This window comes from Streptomyces sp. CC53 (assembly GCF_001865245.1).
In the GTDB taxonomy this organism is placed as follows: Bacteria; Actinomycetota; Actinomycetes; order Streptomycetales; family Streptomycetaceae; genus Streptomyces.
This window is the reverse complement of sequence record NZ_MKXB01000131.1, coordinates 1-20,355: the sequence shown is the minus strand read 5'-3', so window position 1 is coordinate 20,355 and position 20,355 is coordinate 1. Positions and strand designations below refer to the sequence as shown.

The 20,355-nt window shown below is 75.6% G+C and carries 16 protein-coding genes and 1 pseudogene; 10 read left to right on the top strand and 7 right to left on the bottom strand.

Annotated features, from left to right (window positions below; genetic code table 11):
- Positions 1 to 502 precede the first annotated feature (502 nt).
- Positions 503 to 886: a hypothetical protein gene (locus BJP40_RS12285; protein WP_071280399.1), complete on the bottom strand. Its 384-nt coding sequence runs from the start codon at positions 884 to 886 to the stop codon at positions 503 to 505.
- Positions 887 to 1,088: 202 nt separating this feature from the next.
- On the opposite strand from BJP40_RS12285, the gene BJP40_RS12280 reads away from it, so the two are divergent.
- The 4 genes from BJP40_RS12280 to fxsA all read left to right on the top strand — a co-directional run bounded on the left by BJP40_RS12280 (position 1,089) and on the right by fxsA (position 5,103).
- Positions 1,089 to 1,529, top strand: a complete 441-nt coding sequence (locus BJP40_RS12280) for an Lrp/AsnC family transcriptional regulator (RefSeq protein ID WP_071268090.1) — start codon at positions 1,089 to 1,091, stop codon at positions 1,527 to 1,529.
- Between the two features lie 54 nt (positions 1,530 to 1,583).
- Positions 1,584 to 3,215, top strand: coding sequence for an amidohydrolase (locus BJP40_RS12275; RefSeq protein ID WP_071280402.1), 1,632 nt, complete (start codon positions 1,584 to 1,586; stop codon positions 3,213 to 3,215).
- Between the two features lie 528 nt (positions 3,216 to 3,743).
- On the top strand, positions 3,744 to 4,517 hold the full coding sequence (locus BJP40_RS12270) for a polyprenol monophosphomannose synthase (protein ID WP_071280398.1): 774 nt from the start codon (positions 3,744 to 3,746) through the stop codon (positions 4,515 to 4,517).
- Between the two features lie 43 nt (positions 4,518 to 4,560).
- Positions 4,561 to 5,103, top strand: a complete 543-nt coding sequence (gene fxsA / locus BJP40_RS12265) for an FxsA family membrane protein (protein ID WP_071280397.1) — start codon at positions 4,561 to 4,563, stop codon at positions 5,101 to 5,103.
- A gap of 776 nt (positions 5,104 to 5,879) precedes the next feature.
- On the opposite strand, the gene BJP40_RS12260 is transcribed toward fxsA, so the two are convergent.
- The 4 genes from BJP40_RS12260 to BJP40_RS12245 all read right to left on the bottom strand — a co-directional run bounded on the left by BJP40_RS12260 (position 5,880) and on the right by BJP40_RS12245 (position 9,379).
- Positions 5,880 to 6,254: an RNA polymerase-binding protein RbpA gene (locus BJP40_RS12260; protein ID WP_010468770.1), complete on the bottom strand. Its 375-nt coding sequence runs from the start codon at positions 6,252 to 6,254 to the stop codon at positions 5,880 to 5,882.
- A 296-nt stretch (positions 6,255 to 6,550) separates the two neighbouring features.
- Entirely contained in the window at positions 6,551 to 7,912 is a 1,362-nt protein-coding gene (locus BJP40_RS12255) for an MFS transporter (protein WP_071280396.1), read from the bottom strand.
- Positions 7,913 to 7,928: 16 nt separating this feature from the next.
- On the bottom strand, positions 7,929 to 8,711 hold the full coding sequence (locus BJP40_RS12250) for a glycerophosphodiester phosphodiesterase family protein (protein WP_071269376.1): 783 nt from the start codon (positions 8,709 to 8,711) through the stop codon (positions 7,929 to 7,931).
- Complete coding sequence (locus BJP40_RS12245) at positions 8,708 to 9,379, bottom strand: YitT family protein (protein WP_071280395.1); 672 nt, start codon at positions 9,377 to 9,379, stop codon at positions 8,708 to 8,710. Before BJP40_RS12245 ends, BJP40_RS12250 begins: the two co-directional genes overlap by 4 nt.
- Positions 9,380 to 9,478: 99 nt before the next feature.
- Between BJP40_RS12245 and BJP40_RS12240 the strand changes: the two genes are divergently transcribed.
- On the top strand, positions 9,479 to 10,984 hold the full coding sequence (locus tag BJP40_RS12240) for a PLP-dependent aminotransferase family protein (protein WP_071269378.1): 1,506 nt from the start codon (positions 9,479 to 9,481) through the stop codon (positions 10,982 to 10,984).
- A 283-nt stretch (positions 10,985 to 11,267) separates the two neighbouring features.
- Here the strand turns inward: BJP40_RS12240 and BJP40_RS12235 are convergent, their stop codons facing one another.
- Together BJP40_RS12235 and BJP40_RS12230 are read right to left on the bottom strand one after the other, a co-directional pair.
- Complete coding sequence (locus BJP40_RS12235) at positions 11,268 to 12,992, bottom strand: hypothetical protein (RefSeq protein WP_079171113.1); 1,725 nt, start codon at positions 12,990 to 12,992, stop codon at positions 11,268 to 11,270.
- Positions 12,993 to 13,058: 66 nt separating this feature from the next.
- On the bottom strand, positions 13,059 to 13,253 hold the full coding sequence (locus tag BJP40_RS12230; protein WP_071267310.1) for a hypothetical protein: 195 nt from the start codon (positions 13,251 to 13,253) through the stop codon (positions 13,059 to 13,061).
- A gap of 305 nt (positions 13,254 to 13,558) precedes the next feature.
- Between BJP40_RS12230 and BJP40_RS12225 the strand changes: the two genes are divergently transcribed.
- From BJP40_RS12225 to BJP40_RS12205, 5 genes and pseudogenes are all read left to right on the top strand, one after another.
- Positions 13,559 to 13,954, top strand: a complete 396-nt coding sequence (locus tag BJP40_RS12225) for an ankyrin repeat domain-containing protein (RefSeq protein ID WP_071280394.1) — start codon at positions 13,559 to 13,561, stop codon at positions 13,952 to 13,954.
- A gap of 269 nt (positions 13,955 to 14,223) precedes the next feature.
- Positions 14,224 to 15,645 (top strand): hypothetical protein, encoded by a 1,422-nt coding sequence (locus tag BJP40_RS12220; protein WP_071280393.1) that lies wholly within the window; start codon positions 14,224 to 14,226, stop codon positions 15,643 to 15,645.
- Between the two features lie 863 nt (positions 15,646 to 16,508).
- Positions 16,509 to 17,636, top strand: coding sequence for a glycosyltransferase family 1 protein (locus tag BJP40_RS12215; RefSeq protein WP_071280392.1), 1,128 nt, complete (start codon positions 16,509 to 16,511; stop codon positions 17,634 to 17,636).
- Between the two features lie 329 nt (positions 17,637 to 17,965).
- Positions 17,966 to 19,072 (top strand): annotated as a pseudogene (locus tag BJP40_RS35480) (glycosyltransferase); the annotation flags it as partial.
- A 611-nt stretch (positions 19,073 to 19,683) separates the two neighbouring features.
- Positions 19,684 to 20,355 (top strand): SGNH/GDSL hydrolase family protein (locus BJP40_RS12205; protein WP_256220721.1); only part of this gene is annotated, 672 nt, incomplete at its 3' end.

The window sequence follows — 20,355 nt, the reverse complement described above, 5'->3', positions numbered from 1 at the left end:
GGGGTGGCGCGGAAGCGATTCTCCGCGCCCCGCCTCAGCGGACGGCGCCGCGACCGCCGGGCGGGCCCGGAGACGGCCGCTCGTCGATCGGGGCGAAGGCGCCTGGCATGCGGTGTGCGGCGCGTACGGCGAGCTCATACCCGGGCAACGCCGGCGGTGTCCCCGGGGTCACCGCCGATGGCGATAGTGCGCCAGTTCGCCCCCGACGCCCTGCTGCGCCCGCCCCGACGCGGAAGCCGGGCCGGACGCGGCACTGCCGGGTGGCGGGGTGGGGCACCGGACCCGGCCGCGGCGCCCGGCGGTGCCGGCGGCTGCCGGGCGGGCGTCCGGGCGGCTCCGACAAGTACGGGCAGTCCTCCGGCGCCGATGACGCGGGAGTGGCCCCGCACAGAGGTGCGGGGCCCGGCGGGACGGCGGCGGGGACCGCAGCCGAGAGCTGCGGGACGGAGCGGCTCCTGCGGGGCGCGGCGGCCCCGCGGAAGCGACGTGCGGTGGGCGCGGCTCAGGCGGCCCGGCGCAGCTCGGGGGCCCGGCGCATCTGCGGCACCTTGATCGGGCGCGAGCCGGGTCCGCCCACGTGGGAGAACGGCTGCGTCCGCCAGTCGAGCTCCTGAGGGAGCGTCAGCAGGACTCCGAACTCCTGCTCTCCGGCCTCCGGCGCCTCGTCGGGCGCGTACGCGTCGGAGACCGGCCGGCCGGCACCGGCGCAGACCGACAGGACGAACGGGTTCCACGGCGTCGGGCACAGCGCGTGCTCGGGGAGGACGTCCTCGTCCGCGAGCAGCGCGATCGACTGTGCGCAGTCCGGGCAGACCACCCGGAACATGTCGAAGGCGTCGTAGGTGTCGAGCTCTTCCGTCTCGACCGAATCAACAGGCTCCTGCATGGAGAATCTCCCCCTCGGGTGGGCCGACCAGGCATGCGGTCGCGACCACAGCAAGCAATTCCCCGCGGGCTCGGCAGGTAACCATCCGGTCTCGATCCTCGATGACCATGAATGTGTGGTGTTCGTCACATGCCGCTCGCAGGTGCCGGTACGGTGTGCCGCCGACTGTCCCGAAGGGTGCCCGGGGCAATAGGTTGACCGCATGGAGGAGCTGGATCGTCAGATCGTCGAGTTGCTCGTCAAGGACGGGCGCATGAGCTACACCGACCTGGGCAAGGCCACCGGCCTGTCCACTTCGGCCGTGCATCAGCGCGTCCGCCGTCTCGAACAGCGCGGCGTCATCCGCGGGTACGCGGCCGTCGTCGACCCCGAGGCCGTCGGGCTGCCCCTCACCGCCTTCATCTCGGTGAAACCCTTCGATCCCAGCGCCCCCGACGACATCGCCGAACGGCTCGCCGACATCCCCGAGATCGAGGCATGCCACAGCGTCGCCGGCGACGAGAACTACATCCTCAAGGTCCGGGTCGCCACTCCGCTGGAACTGGAGCACCTCCTCACCCGGATCCGTTCGCAGTCCGGTGTCTCGACCCGGACGACGGTGGTCCTGTCCACCCCCTACGAGGCCCGGCCGCCCCGCGTCTGACCCTGGGCGGACCTCGGCGTCCCGGTGGCCGACAGCGGTGTCTACGCTGGCGTCATGACCGAGCGTGAACACCGGACCGTGCTGCTGCGCGGTGGAGACGTCCACAGCCCCGCCGACCCCTTCGCCACCGCGATGGTCGTCGAGCGGGGACATGTCGCCTGGGTCGGATCGGAAGGCGCCGCCGACGCCTTCGCCTCCGGCGCGGACGAGGTGATCGACCTCGAAGGCGCCCTGGTGACCCCCGCCTTCACGGACGCCCACGTGCACACCACCGCCACCGGACTCGCCCTCACCGGACTCGACCTGTCGGGCGCCGCCACGCTCGGCGAGGCCCTCGCGCTCGTGCGGCGCTTCGCGGCCACCCGGACCGCCGACCGGGTCCTGCTCGGCCACGGCTGGGACGCGGCGCGCTGGCCCGAGGGGCGGCCCCCCACCCGTGCCGAACTCGACGAGGCCACCGGTGGGCGCCCCCTGTACCTGCCGCGCGTCGACGTCCATTCGGCCGTCGCCACCAGCGCCCTCCTCGACCATGTGCCCGGCGTCACCGACCTCCCGGGCTACCGCGCCGACGGCCCCCTGACCGGTGCCGCCCACCACGCGGTGCGGGCCGCCGCGCACGCCTCGATCACGCCCGCCCAGCGCACGGAGGCACAGCGGGCCGCGCTGGGCCGGGCGGCGTCCCTCGGCATCGGCACCGTCCACGAGTGCGCCGGACCCGACATCTCCGACGAGGCCGACTTCACCGCCCTGCTCGCGCTCGCCGCCGGCGGGGAGTCCGGACCCCGGGTGGTGGGCTACTGGGCGGAACCCGTGGCGGGGGAGGAGGACGCGCGCCGGATCCGTGAGCTGGGCGCGCTCGGTGCGGCCGGGGACCTCTTCGTCGACGGCTCCCTCGGCTCCCACACGGCCTGCCTCCACGAGCCCTACGCCGACGCCCCCGGCGCCACCGGGACCGCGCACCTCGACACCGCCGCCGTCGCCGCCCACGTCACCGCGTGCACCAGGGCCGGGCTCCAGGCCGGCTTCCACGCCATCGGCGACGCCGCCGTCAGCACCGTGGTGGACGGCGTGCGGGCCGCCGCCGAGACCGTCGGCCTGCACCGGATCCGCGCCGCCCGGCACCGCGTCGAACACGCCGAGATGCTCACCCCCGAGACCGTGGCCGCCTTCGCCGAGCTCGGTCTCACCGCCTCCGTGCAGCCCGCCTTCGACGCGGCCTGGGGCGGCGACGACGGCATGTACGCCCGGCGCCTGGGGGCCGACCGGGCCCGCACCCTGAACCCGTACGCGGCCCTGCTGCGGGCCGGCGTGCCGCTCGCCTTCGGCTCCGACAGCCCCGTCACCCCCCTGGACCCCTGGGGCACCGTCCGGGCCGCCGCGTTCCACCGCACCCCCGAGCACCGCGTCTCCGTCCGGGCCGCCTTCACCGCCCACACCCGGGGCGGCTGGCGCGCCACCGGCCGCGACGACGCCGGAGTCCTGGTGCCCGGCGCGCCGGCCGACTTCGCGGTCTGGCGCACCGGCGACCTGGTGGTGCAGGCGCCGGACGACCGGGTGGCGCGCTGGTCCACCGACCCCCGCTCGGGCACCCCCGGGCTGCCCGACCTGGGCCCGGACGCGCCGCTGCCGGTGTGCCTGCGCACCGTGGTCGGCGGCCGGACCGTGTACGTCCGACCGAACGAGTGACTTCACCGTTCCGCGGGCGCTGCCGCCGGGCCGGCCGCTGCCGCCCACGTCCCCGCCAACCTGCGGATCTTCGTCGTTGACCTGGGTGTTCCCCCAATCGCCGCAGGTGGCCCGGGTGTTGACAGGAAGCGGTCGGCGGCCGGTAGGTTCGGCCGGGTCCACCACGGACCTCCGAACCGGCAGGCCCTGCTCACAGCCGCCGGGCGCCGCTGGATCGCGGGGTGGTGTGCCGCACCGGCGCACCACCGCTGGGAGCCAGGTTCAGCGCCCGCGCCGAGCGGCGGGGGAAGGGCCGCCCGGCAGGAGGTCCCCCTGCCCCCTCGGGTCGGGGTGGGTGCGACCCGGGTGGGGCCCGGAGGTTCAGTAGACAACGGCTCTCGGACGACCCGCAGCCAGCGGGCCCCAGGTCGGCCCGAAGGACACCGGGCCCCAGAACGGCCCCCACCCGACCGGAACGCCCCTCAGCTGATCGCGCGCCGCTCCTGCTCGCTATGGTGGGGACCTGCGTACAGGACGTAAGGGGCAGTAGTGAACGACGGTGGCCAGAGGCGGTACGGCCCGCTCGGTACAGCCTTGGTGATCATCCCGACCTACAACGAGGCGGAGAACATCAAGCCGATCGTCACGCGGGTGCGGGCCGCCGTGCCCGACGCGGAGATCCTCATCGCCGACGACAACAGCCCGGACGGCACGGGCAAGCTCGCCGACGAGCTCGCCGCCGAGGACGACAAGGTCCACGTCCTGCACCGGAAGGGCAAGGAGGGCCTCGGCGCCGCGTACCTCGCAGGCTTCCGCTGGGGCATGGAGCACGGCTACGGCGTCCTCGTCGAGATGGACGCCGACGGCTCCCACCAGCCGGAGGAGCTGCCGCGCCTGCTGACGGCCCTGAAGAGCGCCGACCTGGTGCTCGGGTCCCGCTGGATCCCGGGCGGCCGCGTGGTGAACTGGCCGAAGTCCCGCGAGTTCCTCTCCCGCGGCGGCAGCACGTACTCGCGGCTGCTGCTCGGCGTACCGATCCGCGACGTCACCGGCGGCTTCCGCGCCTTCCGCAGGGAGACCCTGGAGGGCATCGGCCTGGACGACGTGGCCTCCCAGGGCTACTGCTTCCAGGTGGACCTGGCACGGCGGGCCGTGGCGGCGGGCTTCCACGTCATCGAGGTGCCCATCACGTTCGTGGAGCGCGAGCACGGCGACTCCAAGATGAGCCGCGACATCGTGGTCGAGGCGCTCTGGCGGGTCACCGCCTGGGGCGTCGGCGGGCGGGCGGCGCAGCTGCTCGGCCACCGCAGGCCCCGGCACTGACCGCCTTACGCGGCCTTGCCCCGCCCCCAGGCACACTGGGGGCATGACGACCGGTGCACCGACCCCTTCCACCCGCAAGCGCTCCCGTCTGCGCACGTTCGCCCCGCTCGGCGTGGCCGCCTGGCTGGTCCTGGAGATCTGGCTGCTGATCCTGGTGGCGCGCGAGGCCGGCGGCCTCACCGTGCTCGCCCTGCTGGCCGGTGCCGCAGTGCTCGGCGCCGCCGTCGTGAAGCGGGCGGGGCGGCGGGCGTTCGCCGTGCTGTCAGAAACCCTCCAGCGCCCTGCGGACGGTGCGGCGCCGTCCGTCGACCGGGGCACCCGGGGCAACGGCTTCCTGATGCTGGCCGGCGTGCTGCTGATGCTGCCGGGGCTGATCTCGGACGTGGCGGGCCTGCTCCTGCTGGTCCCGCCGGTGCGCGAGGCGCTCGGCGGGTACGCGGAACGGGCGCTGGACCGCAGGGTGGGCGACGCCCTGCGCCAGGCGCGCATCCACCGCCCCGACGGCAAGGTGGTCCAGGGCGAGGTCATCCGCGACGACGAGCCTCCCCGGGGGGACCAGTCCCCCCGCACCCCGCTGAACCCCTGACCGCCTGCCTGGGGCGGCCCGCCGCCCCAGGCAGACCGAGGGCCTTGCGCGCCGGGGCGTGTGGCGCTGCTGCCGGCCCGCACCTCGGGTCCGGTGCTCTCCGTACGCGCCGGAGCGGTGCGCCGGAGCCCGGGGTCTCTCGTCGGGTGCACTTGTGGCGGGCGGATGCCAGAGGACGGGCGCCACTGTGGGGCGGTGCCGGTCGGGTGCCCGAGGGGCGCGGCCGGAACGAGTGCGGCCACGGCCCCGGGGACCGGGCCCGCCGGGTGGAGCCGGACCCCGGCGGGTTCGGAACGGTCCGGGGAGCTGCCTTCCGCCCGGGTGCCGTACGTCGCGGAGTGCCGCGCCGTCCCTGTCGCCGCTGGTCGGCGCCGTGACCTCGGCACGGCGGCCCCGGTCGGGGCGTGCCCCGGGCCGCCGGCGGCCGGGCGGGGTGCGGTGCACTCGCGCGCCGGGGTGGCCGTGAACCGAGCGTCGGGGGAACCGTCCGACGCCCCGTACCTGGTGGGTGGGGACCGCATCGCCCGGCGGGCGCGTTCCGCGGGTGGCCGCCGGCGATGTCGCCTGCCGACGCGCCCACCGGTCGGATGCCCGGCCCCGTGCCGTGGCGCTGCACCGCGCTGCCTGCCGCCGCTGACCGGCAGCCGGGCACGCCCCGGCCGGGTGGCTGCGGGGAGCCGGGGGAGGGGGGCGGTGGGGTACGCCGAACGCCGCGGGGGCGGTACGCGTGATGCGTACCGCCCCCGCGGCGTCGTGGCGTGACCGCTGCTAACCGGTCACGCGGACTTCCTGCTGTCGCGCGGGTGCACGGCGATGTTCATGGCGCCGGAGCGCAGGACCGCCAGCCGTTCGGCCAGCACCTCCTCCAGCTCCTCGCGCGTGCGCCGCTCCATGAGCATGTCCCAGTGCGTTCGCGCGGGCTTCGCCTTCTTCTCCTCGGGGCCGTCGCCGTCCACCAGAAGTGCCTGGCTTCCGCAGACCTTGCACTCCCACTCCGGCGGGATCTCCGCCTCGACCGAGAACGGCATCTCGAAACGATGCCCCTTCTCGCATGCGTACTCCACCGCCTGGCGCGGGGCCAGATCGATGCCGCGGTCGGTCTCGTAGCTGGTCACCACGAGGCGCGTGCCGCGAAGAGCTCGCTCACTCATGAATCGTGCCTCCCGGGCTTGTCGCCCACAGGACAGGTGTCGCTGTCGTCGTCATCCGGTCAACGTCCGGTCGGCGGTAAAGATTCCCGATGTGGGTAATGCGTCGCCCGTCGTGCCGCCCCTTTTGTACCCACCAATGCCCGTTTTGTCACATCTGACAGAAGATGTCACCCAGCGTTTCGGTCGTACGACCCCGCAGTAACGGTCCTCCTGGCAGGCCAAACGCGTACACTACAGCCCTTTCGCTTCCACGTCTAAAACAGGCCCGCTTCTGAAGGGTCCGCGGCCGGAATTGATCAGATTCGGGAGGGTACGGGATTGCCCGCGGCTGCCACAGCCCGCCGCACCGGTACGCGCGCGAGGAGCACGAAACCCAGCGCGAAGAACGCCACCAGGGAGATGATCGCGTCCCGGTAGCTCCCGGTCAGCTGGTAGGCCAGGCCGAAGACCAGCGGGCCCAGCCAGCTCAGGCCCCGGTCGCTCATCTCGTACGCCGAGAAGTACTCCGCCTCCTTGCCGCGCGGCACCAGGTGTGAGAACAGCGACCGCGACAGCGCCTGGCTCCCTCCGAGCACCAGGCCGATCGCGGACGCCAGCAGGAAGAACCACACCGGCGCCCCGGCGGGCAGGAAGTACCCGGCCACCAGGATCAGCGTCCACACCGCCAGCGAGCCGAGGATCGTCCGCTTCGCCCCGTACACCTGCGCGAGCCGCCCCATCGTCAGCGCCCCGGCCACCGCGAGGACCTGCACCAGCAGGACCGCCACGATCAGCGTCGTCTGCTCCAGGCCGAGCTCCTCCGACCCGTAGACCGACGCCTGGGAGATCACCGTCTGGATGCCGTCGTTGTAGACGAGGTACGCGAGCAGGAACGACAGCGTCAGCGGGTGGCGCCGCATGTCCTTGAGCGTCGACACCAGCTGCCGCCAGCCGGACCCGACCGACGCCGCGCCGCCCTGCGGCACCCTGCGGTCCCGAAGCCGCCGCAGCGGCACGAGCGTGAACGCGCCCCACCACAGCCCGGCCGAGGCCAGGCAGATCCGCACCGCGTCCCCCTCCGACAGGCCGAAGGAGTCGTGCCCGCCGTACAGGACGAGGTTCAGGACCAGGACGAACGCCCCGGAGGTGTACCCGAACGCCCAGCCGCGCGACGACACCGCGTCGCGCTCGTCCGGCTCCGCGATCTGCGGCAGGTAGGCGTTGTACAGCACCATCGACACGGCAAGCGACGCGTTCGCCGTGATCAGCAGGAAGGCGCCCAGCAGGTAGCGGTCCCCGTCCAGGAAGAACATCCCCGCCGTGGCCGCGGCGCCCACGTAGGCGGCCGCGGCCAGCAGCGGCTTCTTGCGGCCGGTCCGGTCGGCGGCCGCGCCCACGAGCGGCATCACCAGCACCGCGAGCACGATCGACAGGGACACGGAGTAGGCGAAGAGCGAGCCCGCCCGCACCGGGATGCCGAAGGGGTGCACGAAGCCGTCGGAGTCCGCCGCGGCCCTCGCGACCGACGTGAGGTACGGACCGAGGAACACGGTCAGCACGCTCGTGGAGTAGACGGAGCACGCGAAGTCGTAGAAGTACCAGCCGCGTTGCTCGTACCGGCGGTCCTCGGCCGGCGGGCCGGGCGCGCCCGGCTCCCGGTCGGTGGTCTCGGCGGTCACCCGCGCCCCCCTCGTGTCAGAGCCACGCTCCCCGGCCGGTGAGCACCGTACGCAGCGTCTCCAGATGATCGGTCATGATGCCATCGACCCCCAGGTCCAGCAGAGAGGTCATGCGCTCGGGATCGTTCACGGTCCACACGTGCACCTGGAGGCCGCGCGCGTGCGCCTCCCGGACGAACCGCCGGTCGACCACCCGTATCCCGCTCTGGACCTCCGGCACCTGGGCCGCCACCGCGCCCGCCCGCAGCGCCGCCGGGATCCCGTAGGCGCGCAGCCGCAGCGCCAGCACGCCCCGCACCCCGAACGAGGTCGCCAGCCGCTCCCCGGCCAGGCGCCGCGCCCGCGCCACCCGGGCCTCGTTGAAGGAGCCCACGCAGACCCGGTCCCAGGCGTTCGCCCTGCGGATCAGCTCCACCAGCGGGGCCAGGGCCGACTCCGCCTTCAGGTCCACGTTCCAGCGGGCCTGCGGGAACTCCTCCAGCAGCTCCTCGAAGAGCGGCAGCGGCTCGCGGCCAGCCACCCGGGCCTGCCGCACCACGCTCCACGGCAGCCGCGCGATCCGGCCCCTGGCGTCGGTCACCCGGTCCAGCGTCGGGTCGTGGAAGGCCACCAGCCGGCCGTCGGCCGTGGTGTGGACGTCGGTCTCGAAGTAGCGGTAGCCGGCGTCGGCCGCCCGGCGGAAGGCGGCCGCGGTGTTCTCCAGGCCGTCGGCCGTCCCGCCCCGGTGGGCGAACGGGATCGGCGCGGCGTGGTCGAGGTACGGATGCGGCTTCGAACGCGGATGCGGTAGCAGGGTCACCGCCGCAGTATGGCCTGCCCGGGTGGCCCTGAGGCGACCACGGTGCTGCCGCCGCCGGCACCCGGGATGGCGAAGCGGCGCAGGAAGAACTGGGCCAGCGGCCCGATCGCCAGCGCGTACAGCACGGTGCCGACACCGAGGGAGCCGCCGAGGACGAACCCCGTCGCGACCACCGCGACCTCCAGGAAGGTCCGCACGAGCCGGATCGAGAGCCCGGAGACCCGGTGCAGCCCGGTCATCAGCCCGTCGCGCGGTCCCGGACCGAACCGCGCCGCGATGTAGAGGCCGGTGGCGAGGCCGTTCAGCACGATGCCGCCCACCGTGGCGCCGACCCGCAGCGGCAGGCCCTCGGCGTCGGGCAGGACCGCCAGGGCAGCGTCCATGGACGCGCCGATGACGACGACGTTCGAGACCGTGCCGAGCCCCGGGCGCTGGCGCAGCGGGATCCACAGGAGCAGCACCCCGGCGCCCACGAGGGTCAGCACCAGGCCCATGGACAGGCCCGTCTGCTCCGACAGGCCCTGGTGCAGCACGTTCCACGGCTCCAGGCCGAGGCCGCTGCGGACGAGGAGCGCCGAACTCGCCCCGTACAGCACGAGCCCCCCGTAGAGCTGGAGAAGACGGCGGGTGAGACGGCGGCCGCGGACGGAGCCGGTCGTGCCGGACATGGTGCCCCCCTGAATGGCAGTGGTGGACTGGCTTGTGTCACTCTGTGGCGGGGGATCGAGGTGCCGATATGGCCAATCCGGGGAAGGTGGACTGATTTCATGGCCCAGTGGACTTCAGCCGTGGGTGCCGCCCAGCTGGCCCGGCAGCTCACCGCGCAGCAGCCGCGGCCCGCAGGACCCGGGACGCGCAAGCCCCCGGCCTACCGCGCCCTCGCCGACGGGATCCGGCTGCTGGTGCTGGAGGGCAGGGTGCCGGTCGCCGCGCGGCTGCCCGCCGAGCGGGAGCTCGCCCTCGCGCTCTCCGTCAGCCGGACCACGGTCGCCGCCGCCTACGAGGCGCTGCGCGCCGAGGGCTTCCTCGAATCGAGGCGCGGCGCGGGCAGCTGGACCAGCGTGCCCGCGGGCAACCCGCTGCCCGCCCGCGGCCTGGAACCGCTGCCCCCCGAGGCCCTCGGCTCCATGATCGACCTCGGTTGCGCGGCCCTGCCCGCGCCCGAGCCGTGGCTCACCCAGGGCTTCCGGGGAGCCCTCGACGAGCTCGCGCCGTACGCCCACACCCACGGCGACTACCCGGCGGGACTGCCCGTGCTGCGGCAGGTGATCGCCGAGCGGTACACCGAGCGCGGCATCCCCACGATGCCCGAGCAGATCATGGTGACGACCGGCGCGATGGGCGCCATCGACGCCATCTGCCACCTCTTCGCCGGCCGCGGCGAGCGCATCGCCGTGGAGTCCCCGTCGTACGCGAACATCCTCCAGCTCATGCGGGAGGCGGGCGCACGGCTCGTCCCCGTCGCCATGGCACCGGGCCTCGCCGGATGGGACCTGCCGCGGTGGCGGCAGGTGCTGCGGGACGCGGCGCCCCGGCTCGCGTACGTCGTCGCCGACTTCCACAACCCGACCGGCGCGCTGGCCGACGACGACCAGCGGCGCTCCCTCGTGGAGGCCGCCCGCTCGGCGGGCACGGTGCTGGTGGTCGACGAGACCATGTCGGAGCTGTACCTGGAGGCGGACCTGAGGATGCCGCGCCCGGTGTGCTCCTTCGACCCGGCGGGCAGCACCGTGCTGACGGTGGGCTCCGCCAGCAAGGCGTTCTGGGCGGGCATGCGGATCGGCTGGGTGCGGGCCGCGCCCGACGTGATCCGGTCCCTGGTCGCCGCGCGGGCCTACGCCGACCTGGGCACGCCCGTGCTGGAGCAGCTGGCCGTCGCGCGGCTGATGCGCACCGGCGGCTGGTCAGAGGCGGTCGCCTTCCGCAGGGCGCAGGGCCGGGAGAACCGGGACGCCCTGGTCACGGCCGTCCGGCGGGAGCTGCCCGACTGGGAGTTCGAGGTGCCGAGCGGCGGGCTCACGCTGTGGGTGCGCACGGGCGGCCTTTCGGGGTCCCGACTGGCCGAGGCGGGGGAGCGGGCCGGGGTGCGGGTCCCGTCCGGTCCGCGCTTCGGCGTGGACGGTGCGTTCGAAGGGTACGTGCGACTGCCGTTCACGGTGAGCGGGCCCGTCGCGGACGAGGCCGCCGCCCGGCTGGCGGCCGCCGCGCACATGGTGAGGGCGGGCAACGGCGCCGGGCCGGTGGCCCAGGAGCCCCGCACCTTCGTGGCCTGACGAGGGGCCGGGCCGGGGTGACGGCGCGCGCGGCGGCCCGTCGCGGTCCGACGTGAGGGCGACCGGGCGTGCCACGGTCGCCGGCCGCGGCTCCGCACCCGGCCGGGGCGGCCCGGCTGCCGCTCCGGGCCGTCCGTGGCCGGGCGGCGGCCCTCAGGCGGCTTGTCCCCGGCTGGGCGGCTCCCCGGCCGGCCGGCGTCCACGGGGAACGGGGCCGCGCGTCGGGCTCAGGGGGCGGGGAGGCGCTCCGGCATCGGCGCGGCTTCGACGGGCGTCGCGGTCTTCACGCCGCCGGCCGCCGCCGCGGGGCCGACGGGCACCGGGGTCCCCGCTCCCCGCCGTCGTGCGCGGGTTCCCCGCGCACCGGCACCCCGGAGGTGGGGGCTTCGTGGGCGGGCGGTCCGGGGGCCGCGCCTTCAGCAGCAGGGGCAGGGGCAGGGGCGTCGGATGCCGTTTCGTCGGCGGGGGGAAGGGACGGCGGGACCACGTGCAGCCGCCCCTCGGTGTGCCGTTCCGGGAGCAGGTCGAGGACCGCGCGGCGGTGGGAGTCCACCGTGGCGTCGTCGTGGGGGTCGGGCGTGGCCGGCACCTGGAGCCGCAGGACCGGGCCCGCGCCGAGCCGGGCGTAACCGCGCCCCGGCGGGACGTGCGGCGGGGGCGTGGTGTGCGCGGGAGCGCCGAGCACGGCGGCCAACTGGTGGGGAGCGGCGTCCCCGAGAGCCACCCGCGCCCTTGTCTGCGAGCGGACCGTGTCACTCAGCGCGTCGACCGTGTCGAACTGCTCCGCCACCACGACCGTGACGTTCGCGGCCCGACCGTGCCGCAGCGGCACGGCGAGCAGCTCCTGCGGGTCTGGCCGGCCCTCGGACGCCGCCAGGTCGCCGAGCGCCGTCGGCCGGTCCAGCAGGATCCACAGCGGCCGCCGGACCTCCGCCGGCACCGGCTCACCCGCCTCCCGGGCCCGGTGGGCGACCGTCAGCCGCCGCTCGGTCTCGTGGGCCGCCCATTCCAGGGCCGCCAGGGCCCCCGGCAGCCCGCACTCGACGCCCACGACCCCGTGGCGCCCGGCGAGGCACGCGTACTCTCCCGTGCCGCAGCCCTCCACCACCAGCACGTCCCCCGCGTGCTGGAGGGCCTGCAGTGCCACGGACCGCAGCAGCGTGCTGGTGCCGCTGCCGGGCTGGCCCACCGCCAGCAGGTGCGGCTCCGTCGAGCGCGGCCCGGTCCGCCACACCACCGGCGGCGCGTCCCGGGAGCCGTCGCCGTCCCGCACCGGGACGGTGCGCTGCACGGCGTCCTCGTCGGTGAAGCCCAGCACGGTCTCCCCGGGCACCGTCACGAACCGCTGCGCCACGATGGACGCGGGCAGCGCCGGCAGCACGCGCACCGTCAGGCGGTTGCCCTCCTCGTCCCAGTCGAAGCGGTACTCACGGCCGCGCCCCGACTTGGCGTGCAGCAGCTGCTCGATCCTGGCCCGGGAACCGGGGTCGCCGTCGGGGAAGTACGCCGGGTACGCGATGTGCAACCGCGCGAGCCGACCGTCGTCGAAGGCGAAATCACTGAACACCGCGTTCCACGCACCGCCGTGCGCGTACAGCGGACACGGGTCCTCCGGCACCGAGAAGTACGGCACCAGCGCCTCGTACAGCGCCTTCAGCCGTTCCGTCTCGGCCTCGTCCGGACCCGTCTTCACCACGGGGCGCTCCCGCCCCTTCCACGCAGCCGCGGCCATCACCGCGATGAGGGCCAGCAGCGGCCCGTACGGCATCAGCGCCACGGCCATGACGCACGCGGCGGCCACGAGCAGCGTGGGACCGCGCCGCTCCTTGGGGGTCGCCGCCCATTTGGCGCGCCCGGCCGCCGCGAGCTTCCGCAGCCCCCGGCCGATGGTGATCAGCGGATGGAGGACGTCCGTGGCGTTGTCGGCCGCCGTGCGCACGATCTCTCGGCCGCGAGCGATCGGAACGCTGCCGCTGGTCAGGATGCGGGGGAGTGGTCGCCGGGCCACGTCGTCTCCTGGGGGTCCTGGTGGGTGCGTGGAAGAGAGGGGAGGACCGGTGCTGCCGGGCCGGCGTCAGAAGTTGATGCCGCCCAGCAGGCTGGCGAGGCTCTGGCCGCCCGCCGTGATGCTCGGGGCGATGGCGGTGCCCGCGAGGTAGAAGCCGAAGAGGGCGCAGACGACGGCGTGGGACGCCTTGAGCCCGTCCCTCTTGAAGAAGAGGAAGACGATGATGGCGAGCAGCACGACGCCGGAGATCGAGAGGATCATGTGCGGTTCTCCTGGTTGAAGGGACAGTCACCATGAGTCATTCCAGGCTCACCGCAAGCATCTATGCCGCAAAAGGTGCAAAAGGGTGAAAAGTCTGTGTTTTCACTTGACTGGCGCACAGCGAACGGCTGCCTCTCGGCCTCCGGTACGGGCAGTACCCTGTCGGTTCACTCGCACGGCTGACCTCGGCTGACGACGCGGGCCGGGCCCGCCGCGCGAGACCCGGAACGAGACCCGGAAGCAGTGCACGAGCTCCACACACACCAGTACGCGACCCAGTACACGCACCAGGAAGGTGGCCGCAGATGAGCGAAGAGACACCGGACCCCGAAGTCGTCGCCCTCGCTTCGAAGATCTTCGACCTCGCCCGCTCGGGGGACGCGGCATCGCTCGCCGCCTACGTCGACGCGGGTGCCCCCGCCGACCTCGCCAACGACCGGGGCGACACCCTCGTCATGCTCGCCGCCTACCACGGCCACGCCGAGGCCGTCACCGCCCTGCTCGCGCGCGGCGCCGACCCGAACCGCACCAATGACCGCGGCCAGACCCCCGTCGCGGGGGCCGTGTTCAAGGGTGAGGACGCCGTGGTCCGCGCCCTCCTCGCAGGCGGCGCCGATCCGGAAGCCGGCACTCCGTCCGCGGTGGATACCGCGCGGATGTTTGGGAAGACAGACCTCCTGGAGCTGTTCGCGGCACGGTGAACCCGCCGCGAACCCGGCATGGACCCCCGGTGCACACAGCACCGTAAATGTGGTCGCGGCGGAGAAACCGCTGGGTCATCATGACGACGACGAGGCCCACCGGGGGTCTCACGAGGAAGAAGGCAGAGGCAGGAACGATGGCTGACACCAAGCGGCAGACGACGGGCGGCTCCTCATGTTGCTGCGCGGCCTAGCCGGCCACCCCACCCCGGACGTCCCCGCGAACGGGCGGCCCGGCCACGTCGACAGCTTGATGTGAGGCATCTTCCATGTTCGAACCAGTCATAGCGCCGAGCGGCACCTTGCTCGGCCTGCTCCAGAGGGGGCGCGGCGACGGCACGCTGCACGCGCTCGCCGCCCCGCGCGCCGAAGCCCTCGCGGCCCTCGACCACTGCGTCCTCCACGACCCCCGCCGCGACTGGCAGGTCGAGAACCGCTCCCTCTACTACGCCCGCCTCTACCTCGACCTGCACGGCGGTCTGGAGGCGGTCGAGGAGCACCTCTTCGGACCCGACGACCACGTCGACACCGAGGAGGCGCGCACCGGGCTCGCCCTCGCCGTCCTCGGCCACCTCGCCTCGTACGGCCGGTTCGACGCGCTCCTCCTGCTGCGCCGCTACGTCGAAACCGGAGCCAACTGGTCCTGGGCCCTCGACGAGCTCGCCCTGCGCGACGACGACGCCGCGCTGCGCCGCCTCGCCGACCCCGTCCTGGCGCGCTTCCCCGCCACCGCCGAGGGCGACGCCGCGCTGGCCGCCGCCGTGCGCGACGCCTACGAGCCCAGGCCGTGGCGGCTGTGGGCCGACGACCCGCGCGAAGCCGTCGGCCCCCGGGTGCGCGCCGCGGGCGAGCAGGGCTCCTTCGACCGCTGGCAGCGCCAGATGCGGCCCACCGGCCCGCGCCCCGGCTGGAGCGTCCAAGCCGTCCTCGACTGGGCCCAGCAGGGCCTGGAGGAGCGCGGTGCGCTGCTGCACGCGCCCGCCGCCCGCTGCCTCACCGCGGTCGCGGGACCCGACGACCGGCACCTCATCCTGGAGGCCGCCCGCAGCGGCCCCGACGGCGCCCGCTGCGCCGCCCTCCACTACCTCGCCGAGGCCCGCGACCCGGCCGTGCTCGACCTGATCGAGGCCGCCGCGAGCAGCCCCTCGCACCTGGTCGCCGAGGCCGCCGTCAGCGCCTTCGAGCGGACGTGCGGGGAGGACGCCGTCGACCGCGCCCGCCGTTGGGTGCACCGGTCCGACGCCCTCGGCAGCTCCGCCGGCGCCGTCCTCGCCGCACGCGGCGGCGCACAGGACGCCCCCCTCGTCCTCGGCGCACTCCGCCACGCCGTCCGCGCCGACGGGCCGGACGCCACCACCCTCTTCCCGCTCGTGGACGGGGCCGGGCGCCTCGGCATCGCCTGCGCGGCGCCCGTGCTGCGCCACGTCTACCGCGAGACGGCCTCCTCGGAGCTGCGCGGCCGCACCGCCCGCGCGCTCGCCGCGACGGACCCCTCCTTCCCGACGGGCTTCGCCGTCGAGTGCCTCTGGGACTGCGAGGAGACGACCCGGGAGGTCGCCGCCCTCCACGCGGAGACCGGTGACCTCCGCGTCGCGGAGCGCCTGCGCCGCCTCGCCGCCGACCCGGCGGAGGAGGACGAGGTGCAGACCGCGGTCCGCAGCAGGATCGGACCGGACGCACAGACACGCTGACGACCGGCGGCGGCACCGCGTTCGGGGCGGCGCCGCCGCGGCACCGCCGCCCTGGCCCACCGCGGCCCGGGTCCTGCCGGTGGCCTGAGCGGGGCGCGGACCGTTCCGGTGGGCGCGGTCGGTGCGGAGGTCCGTTCGGTGGGGTGCGCCCGCCGGGAGCCGGAGGGACGGACGGGCGGTCGGGCGGCTGCGGCGGTCCAGCGGGGGAGCGCTCGGTCGGGGCGGTCGAGACCGACAGCGCGATCGGGCGAGTGCGGGTGGTGGGCGTGGTGCGGGCGGGGCCGGGAAGGGGCGCGGACGACACGAGGCGGATACGGCGTGGCCGGGAGCCCACCGGGCCCGCTGCGAGCGGCACGCCCGCGCCGCAGCGGTACCGGCCGGGCGCGCTGCGGTCACGGTGGCGCCGACAGCCGCGGCGGCCGATCCGCCCGATCCGCCCGATCCGCCCGATCCGCCCGGCCTTCCCGGTCGGCCGGCCCTACCGGTCCGCCTGGTCCGTCCGGTCCTGCGGGTCCGCCCGGTCCGGTCGATCCTCCCCGTGCGCCTGGTCCTCCGGGTCCGGCCGATCCTCCCCGTGTACCTGGTCCTCCGGGCCCTTCGACTGGTCCTTGCCGTCCTTGCCGTCCTTGCCGTCCTTGCCGTCCCCGCCGTCCTCGTTCTCCGCTCCGAACCGGGCACGGGCGGGTGCGCCCCGTTCTCGACGGCACGGGAAGAGCGGCAGGCAAGCACACAGGCTCCTGGACGGCGCTGCCAGGTCCCGGCATCCGGGTCGGGTCGTGCGGGGCCCAAACGCTCATGGCGCGTTCCCCCCGGCGACAGATCCAAGTCGGCGGCCCCTCGCCCGCCGCGGCGACAACACCCCTATGCGTGTCGTCATCGTCACCGAGTCCTTCCCTCCCGACGTCAACGGCGTGGCCCACTGCGCCCTCCAGACCGCCCGGCACCTCGCCGCCCGCGGTCACGAACCGCTCGTGATCGCCCCTGCCGGGCCCCAGACGGGCGACACGGAACCGGCGCCCTGCCCGGTCGTCCGCGTACCGGCACTGCCCCTCCCCGGTTACCCGCAGGTCCGCGTGGCGCTGCCCAGCAGGCGCGCCGGCGCCGCGATCGCCGCCCACCGCGCCGACCTCGTCCACCTCGCCAGCCCGTTCGTGCTGGGCGTGCGCGGCATGGCGGCGGCCGGCCGCCTGGGACTGCCCGCCCTCGCCGTCTACCAGACGGACCTCGGGGGCTACGCCCGCGCCTACCTGGGCGCCGGGGAGGCGGCCGCGTGGCGGCGCATGCGGGCGGTGCACGCCGCCGCCGACCGGACCCTCGCCCCGTCCACCGCGGCCGCCCGCGACCTCACCGCCCACGGCGTGCCCCGGGTGCACCTGTGGCCGCGCGGGGTCGACACCGACCGCTTCCGGCCGGACCGCAGGGACGAGCCGCTGCGCCGCTCCCTCGCCCCCGGCGGCGAACTGCTCGTCGGGTACGTCGGGCGGCTCGCCCCCGAGAAGCACGTGGATCTGCTGGCCGGGGTGAGTGGCCTGCCCGGCGTACGGGTCGTGGTCGTCGGCGACGGTCCCAGCGAGCCCGGCCTGCGGGCCGCCCTGCCCGGCGCGGTCTTCCTGGGCCGGCGCACGGGGGACGAACTGGCCCGGATCTTCGCGTCGCTCGACGTCTTCGCCCACACCGGGCCGTACGAGACCTTCTGCCAGACCGTGCAGGAAGCGATGGCCTGCGGGCTCCCCGTGGTCGCCCCGGCCGCGGGCGGCCCGCTGGACCTGGTCCGGCACGGCGTGACCGGCCTGCTCGTGCCGCCCCACGACGCGCACGCCCTGTCCGCGGCCGTCGCCGGGCTGGCCGCGGACCCCGCCCGCCGCAGGGACTACGGTGCCGCGGGGCGGGCCGCCGTGGAAGGGCGCACCTGGGCGGCGGTCGGCGACCGTCTGCTCGACCACTACGCGGAGGTGCTGGACAGCCGGGCGCAGCGGGCGGTGGCGGCATGAGCACCGCGTACGGCAGGAGGGCCCCCGGAGGCATGGGGAGCGGCCGCGGCACGGCAGGAGCGCACGGCACGGACGGCGGGGGCGGTGCGTACGGCGGGGGCGGTACGGCAGGAGCAGGAGGTGCGGACGACGGTCGCGGGGCGGGCACACCCCACCGCGGTCACCGCGGTGAGGTGTCCGGCGGGGCCCGCGGCGCCTACGACACCACCGGTGGGGCGACCCCCGGCGACGGGCCCGAGGCGGGCGGCACGAGCCGTACGCACGGGCCCGGCGTTCCGCCCCCGGCACGGGGCGGGAGCGGCGCGCCGGCCGCGGGCGGGGCCCGCGGGCTGCGGATCGTACGGCTCGCCAACTTCGTGGCCCCGTCGTCCGGCGGACTGCGCACCGCCCTCGACGCACTCGGCCGGGGCTACGCGGCGGCGGGTCACGACCCCGTCCTGATCGTTCCCGGAGCCGTGGCCGGGGACGAGACCACCGCGCAGGGCCGGGTCATCACCCTCCCCGGCCCCGAACTGCCCGGAACCGGAGGCTACCGCGTCCTCGCCGGGCGACGGGACCTCAGCCGACTGCTTGAGGAGCTGGCCCCCGACCGCCTGGAGGTCTGCGACCGCACCACCCTCCGCTGGACGGGTGAGTGGGCCCGCCGCGCCCGGGTCCCGGCCGTCATGGTGTCCCACGAGACGGCCGACGGCGTGCTGCGCACCTGGGGGGTGCCGCCCGGCGCGGCGGCCGGGCTCGCGGACCGGCTCAACCGCCGCAGCGCCTGGGCGTACAGCAGGATCGTCTGCACCACGCGGTGGGCGGAGCAGGAGTTCCTGCGGATCGGCGCGCGCAACGTCGTACGGGCACCGCTCGGTGTGGACCTGCGCCGGTGCCGACCCGACCGGCGTGACGCCGTGCTGCGGGCCCAGCACGCGCGCGGGGCGGAGGTGCTCCTGCTGCTCTGCTCCCGGCTGTCGGTGGAGAAGCGCCCCGGCATGGCGTTGGACGCCCTGGCGGTGCTGCGGAGCCGAGAGGTGGACGCGGTCCTCGTGGTCGCCGGCGACGGCCCGCTCCGCCGCCCGCTGGAGCGCAGAGCCCGCGAGCTGCGGCTGCCCGTCGACTTCGTCGGGCACCTACGGGACCGGGAGGCCGTCGCCGGGCTCCAGGCCGCGGCGGACGTGTGCCTGGCACCGGGGCCGGCCGAGACCTTCGGGCTGTCCGCTCTGGAGGCCCTGGCCTGCGGCACGCCGGTCGTCGTCAGCGCCTCCTCCGCGCTGCCGGAGGTCGTCGGCGCGGCCGGTGTCGCCGCCCGCGACACACCGGAGGCGTTCGCCGCCGCCGTCCAGGCCGTGCTGAGCCGCCCGGAGCCGGTACGCCGCGCCGCGGCCAGGACCCGGGCGGAGCTCTTCTCGTGGGACCGCGCGGTCGCCGCCTTCCTCACCGCGCACGACGCCGCGCATGACGGCACGGGTGCCGCCGTGCAGGACGGCGCAGGTGGCGGGGTGCCGGGTGCCGCTTGCGGCTCCGGAAGCGGCGTCGGGCGTGTCGGTGCTCACGGCGCGGGGCGTGAGGAGGCGCATGCGGTCGCTCCCGGCTCCGCAGAAGCCGAATGGCGGCCCACCGCTCACGGCGCCGTACGGGATTCGACCCGGTGCGCAGCGCACGGGCCCGCCCACGACGTGGTGGAGGGCGCAGCGCACGGGTCCGCCCACGACGCCGGGTGCGAGCTCCCTCACGACGGCTTCCCGCCGATTGCCGCCGACGGCCATGCGTGTCACGCCCCCACGCCGTCCGCCGTGACGCAGGGCGGCCCGCCTCCCGCCCTGGCGGGCGGCGGGCAGGCAGCGAGCCCGAGATCCGGGGAAGCGCGGTGACCGCCCGCGACGCGGGGGCGCCCCCGGCCCCGGTCCTCCGGCGGCCGTCGCCCTCCCCGCCGGGGCCCGTGCCCGTCGCTCGGCCGCGGCCGTGCCCTCCGCCGGTGGAAGCTCTGCCTGACGCCGTGCCCCTCCCCGAGGCCGCGCCCGCGCAGTTCGCGCAGTCCGCGCGGGCCGGGTCCGAAGCGCCGGTGGGCGCCCGTGCCTCCGCCGGCCCCGCCCGCCCCTTGCGGTTCGCAGCGCTGGGGGACTCCCTCACCGAGGGCGTCGGTGATCCCGTCGCAACCGGCCTGCGCGGCTGGGCGGCGCTCCTCGCCGAGGCCCTGGCGCCGACGGACGCACCGCGCAGCACGGAGTTCCGCAACCTCGCGGTCAGTGGCGCCCTCGTCCGGGACGTGGCCGTGGAGCAGGTCCCGCGCGCCCTCGCCCTCCAGCCGGATCTGGCCGCCGTGGTCGTCGGGCTCAACGACACCCTGAGGGCTTCCTTCGACATCGCCCAGGTCGCCGGCGACCTCGACCGGACACTGACCCGCCTGGCCCGCGGCGGCACGGTCCTCCTGACGGCCTGCCTGCCGGATCCGGGACGCATGCTCCGGCTGCCGGCGCCGCTCGCCCGGCCCCTCGCCCGGCGCCAGCGGGCCGTCAACACCGTCGTGCACGCCCTGTCCGCCCGCCACGACACCGTTCACGTGCACCTGGCGGACGCGGAGTGGGTCGAGGACCGGAGCCTGTGGAGCGCCGACCGGCTCCACCCCGGCGAGCTGGGCCACCGCGCCGTCGCCGCGCGGTTCCACGCGCTGCTGGCCGACCGCGGGCTGGCACACGGCCCCGCCCCCGGCTGCCGACCGGACCAGCCGCCACCC

What these genes read in the sequence shown, in the direction of transcription:
- BJP40_RS12245 (WP_071280395.1), bottom strand. Translation starts at nt 9,379, where the DNA reads ATGTCCGGCACGACCGGCTCCGTCCGCGGCCGCCGTCTCACCCGCCGT.
- BJP40_RS12260 (WP_010468770.1), bottom strand. Translation starts at nt 6,254, where the DNA reads ATGAGTGAGCGAGCTCTTCGCGGCACGCGCCTCGTGGTGACCAGCTAC.
- BJP40_RS12225 (WP_071280394.1), top strand. Translation starts at nt 13,559, where the DNA reads ATGAGCGAAGAGACACCGGACCCCGAAGTCGTCGCCCTCGCTTCGAAG.
- BJP40_RS12280 (WP_071268090.1), top strand. Translation starts at nt 1,089, where the DNA reads ATGGAGGAGCTGGATCGTCAGATCGTCGAGTTGCTCGTCAAGGACGGG.
- BJP40_RS12230 (WP_071267310.1), bottom strand. Translation starts at nt 13,253, where the DNA reads ATGATCCTCTCGATCTCCGGCGTCGTGCTGCTCGCCATCATCGTCTTC.
- fxsA (WP_071280397.1), top strand. Translation starts at nt 4,561, where the DNA reads ATGACGACCGGTGCACCGACCCCTTCCACCCGCAAGCGCTCCCGTCTG.
- BJP40_RS12275 (WP_071280402.1), top strand. Translation starts at nt 1,584, where the DNA reads ATGACCGAGCGTGAACACCGGACCGTGCTGCTGCGCGGTGGAGACGTC.
- BJP40_RS12215 (WP_071280392.1), top strand. Translation starts at nt 16,509, where the DNA reads ATGCGTGTCGTCATCGTCACCGAGTCCTTCCCTCCCGACGTCAACGGC.
- BJP40_RS12220 (WP_071280393.1), top strand. Translation starts at nt 14,224, where the DNA reads ATGTTCGAACCAGTCATAGCGCCGAGCGGCACCTTGCTCGGCCTGCTC.
- BJP40_RS12285 (WP_071280399.1), bottom strand. Translation starts at nt 886, where the DNA reads ATGCAGGAGCCTGTTGATTCGGTCGAGACGGAAGAGCTCGACACCTAC.
- BJP40_RS12240 (WP_071269378.1), top strand. Translation starts at nt 9,479, where the DNA reads ATGGCCCAGTGGACTTCAGCCGTGGGTGCCGCCCAGCTGGCCCGGCAG.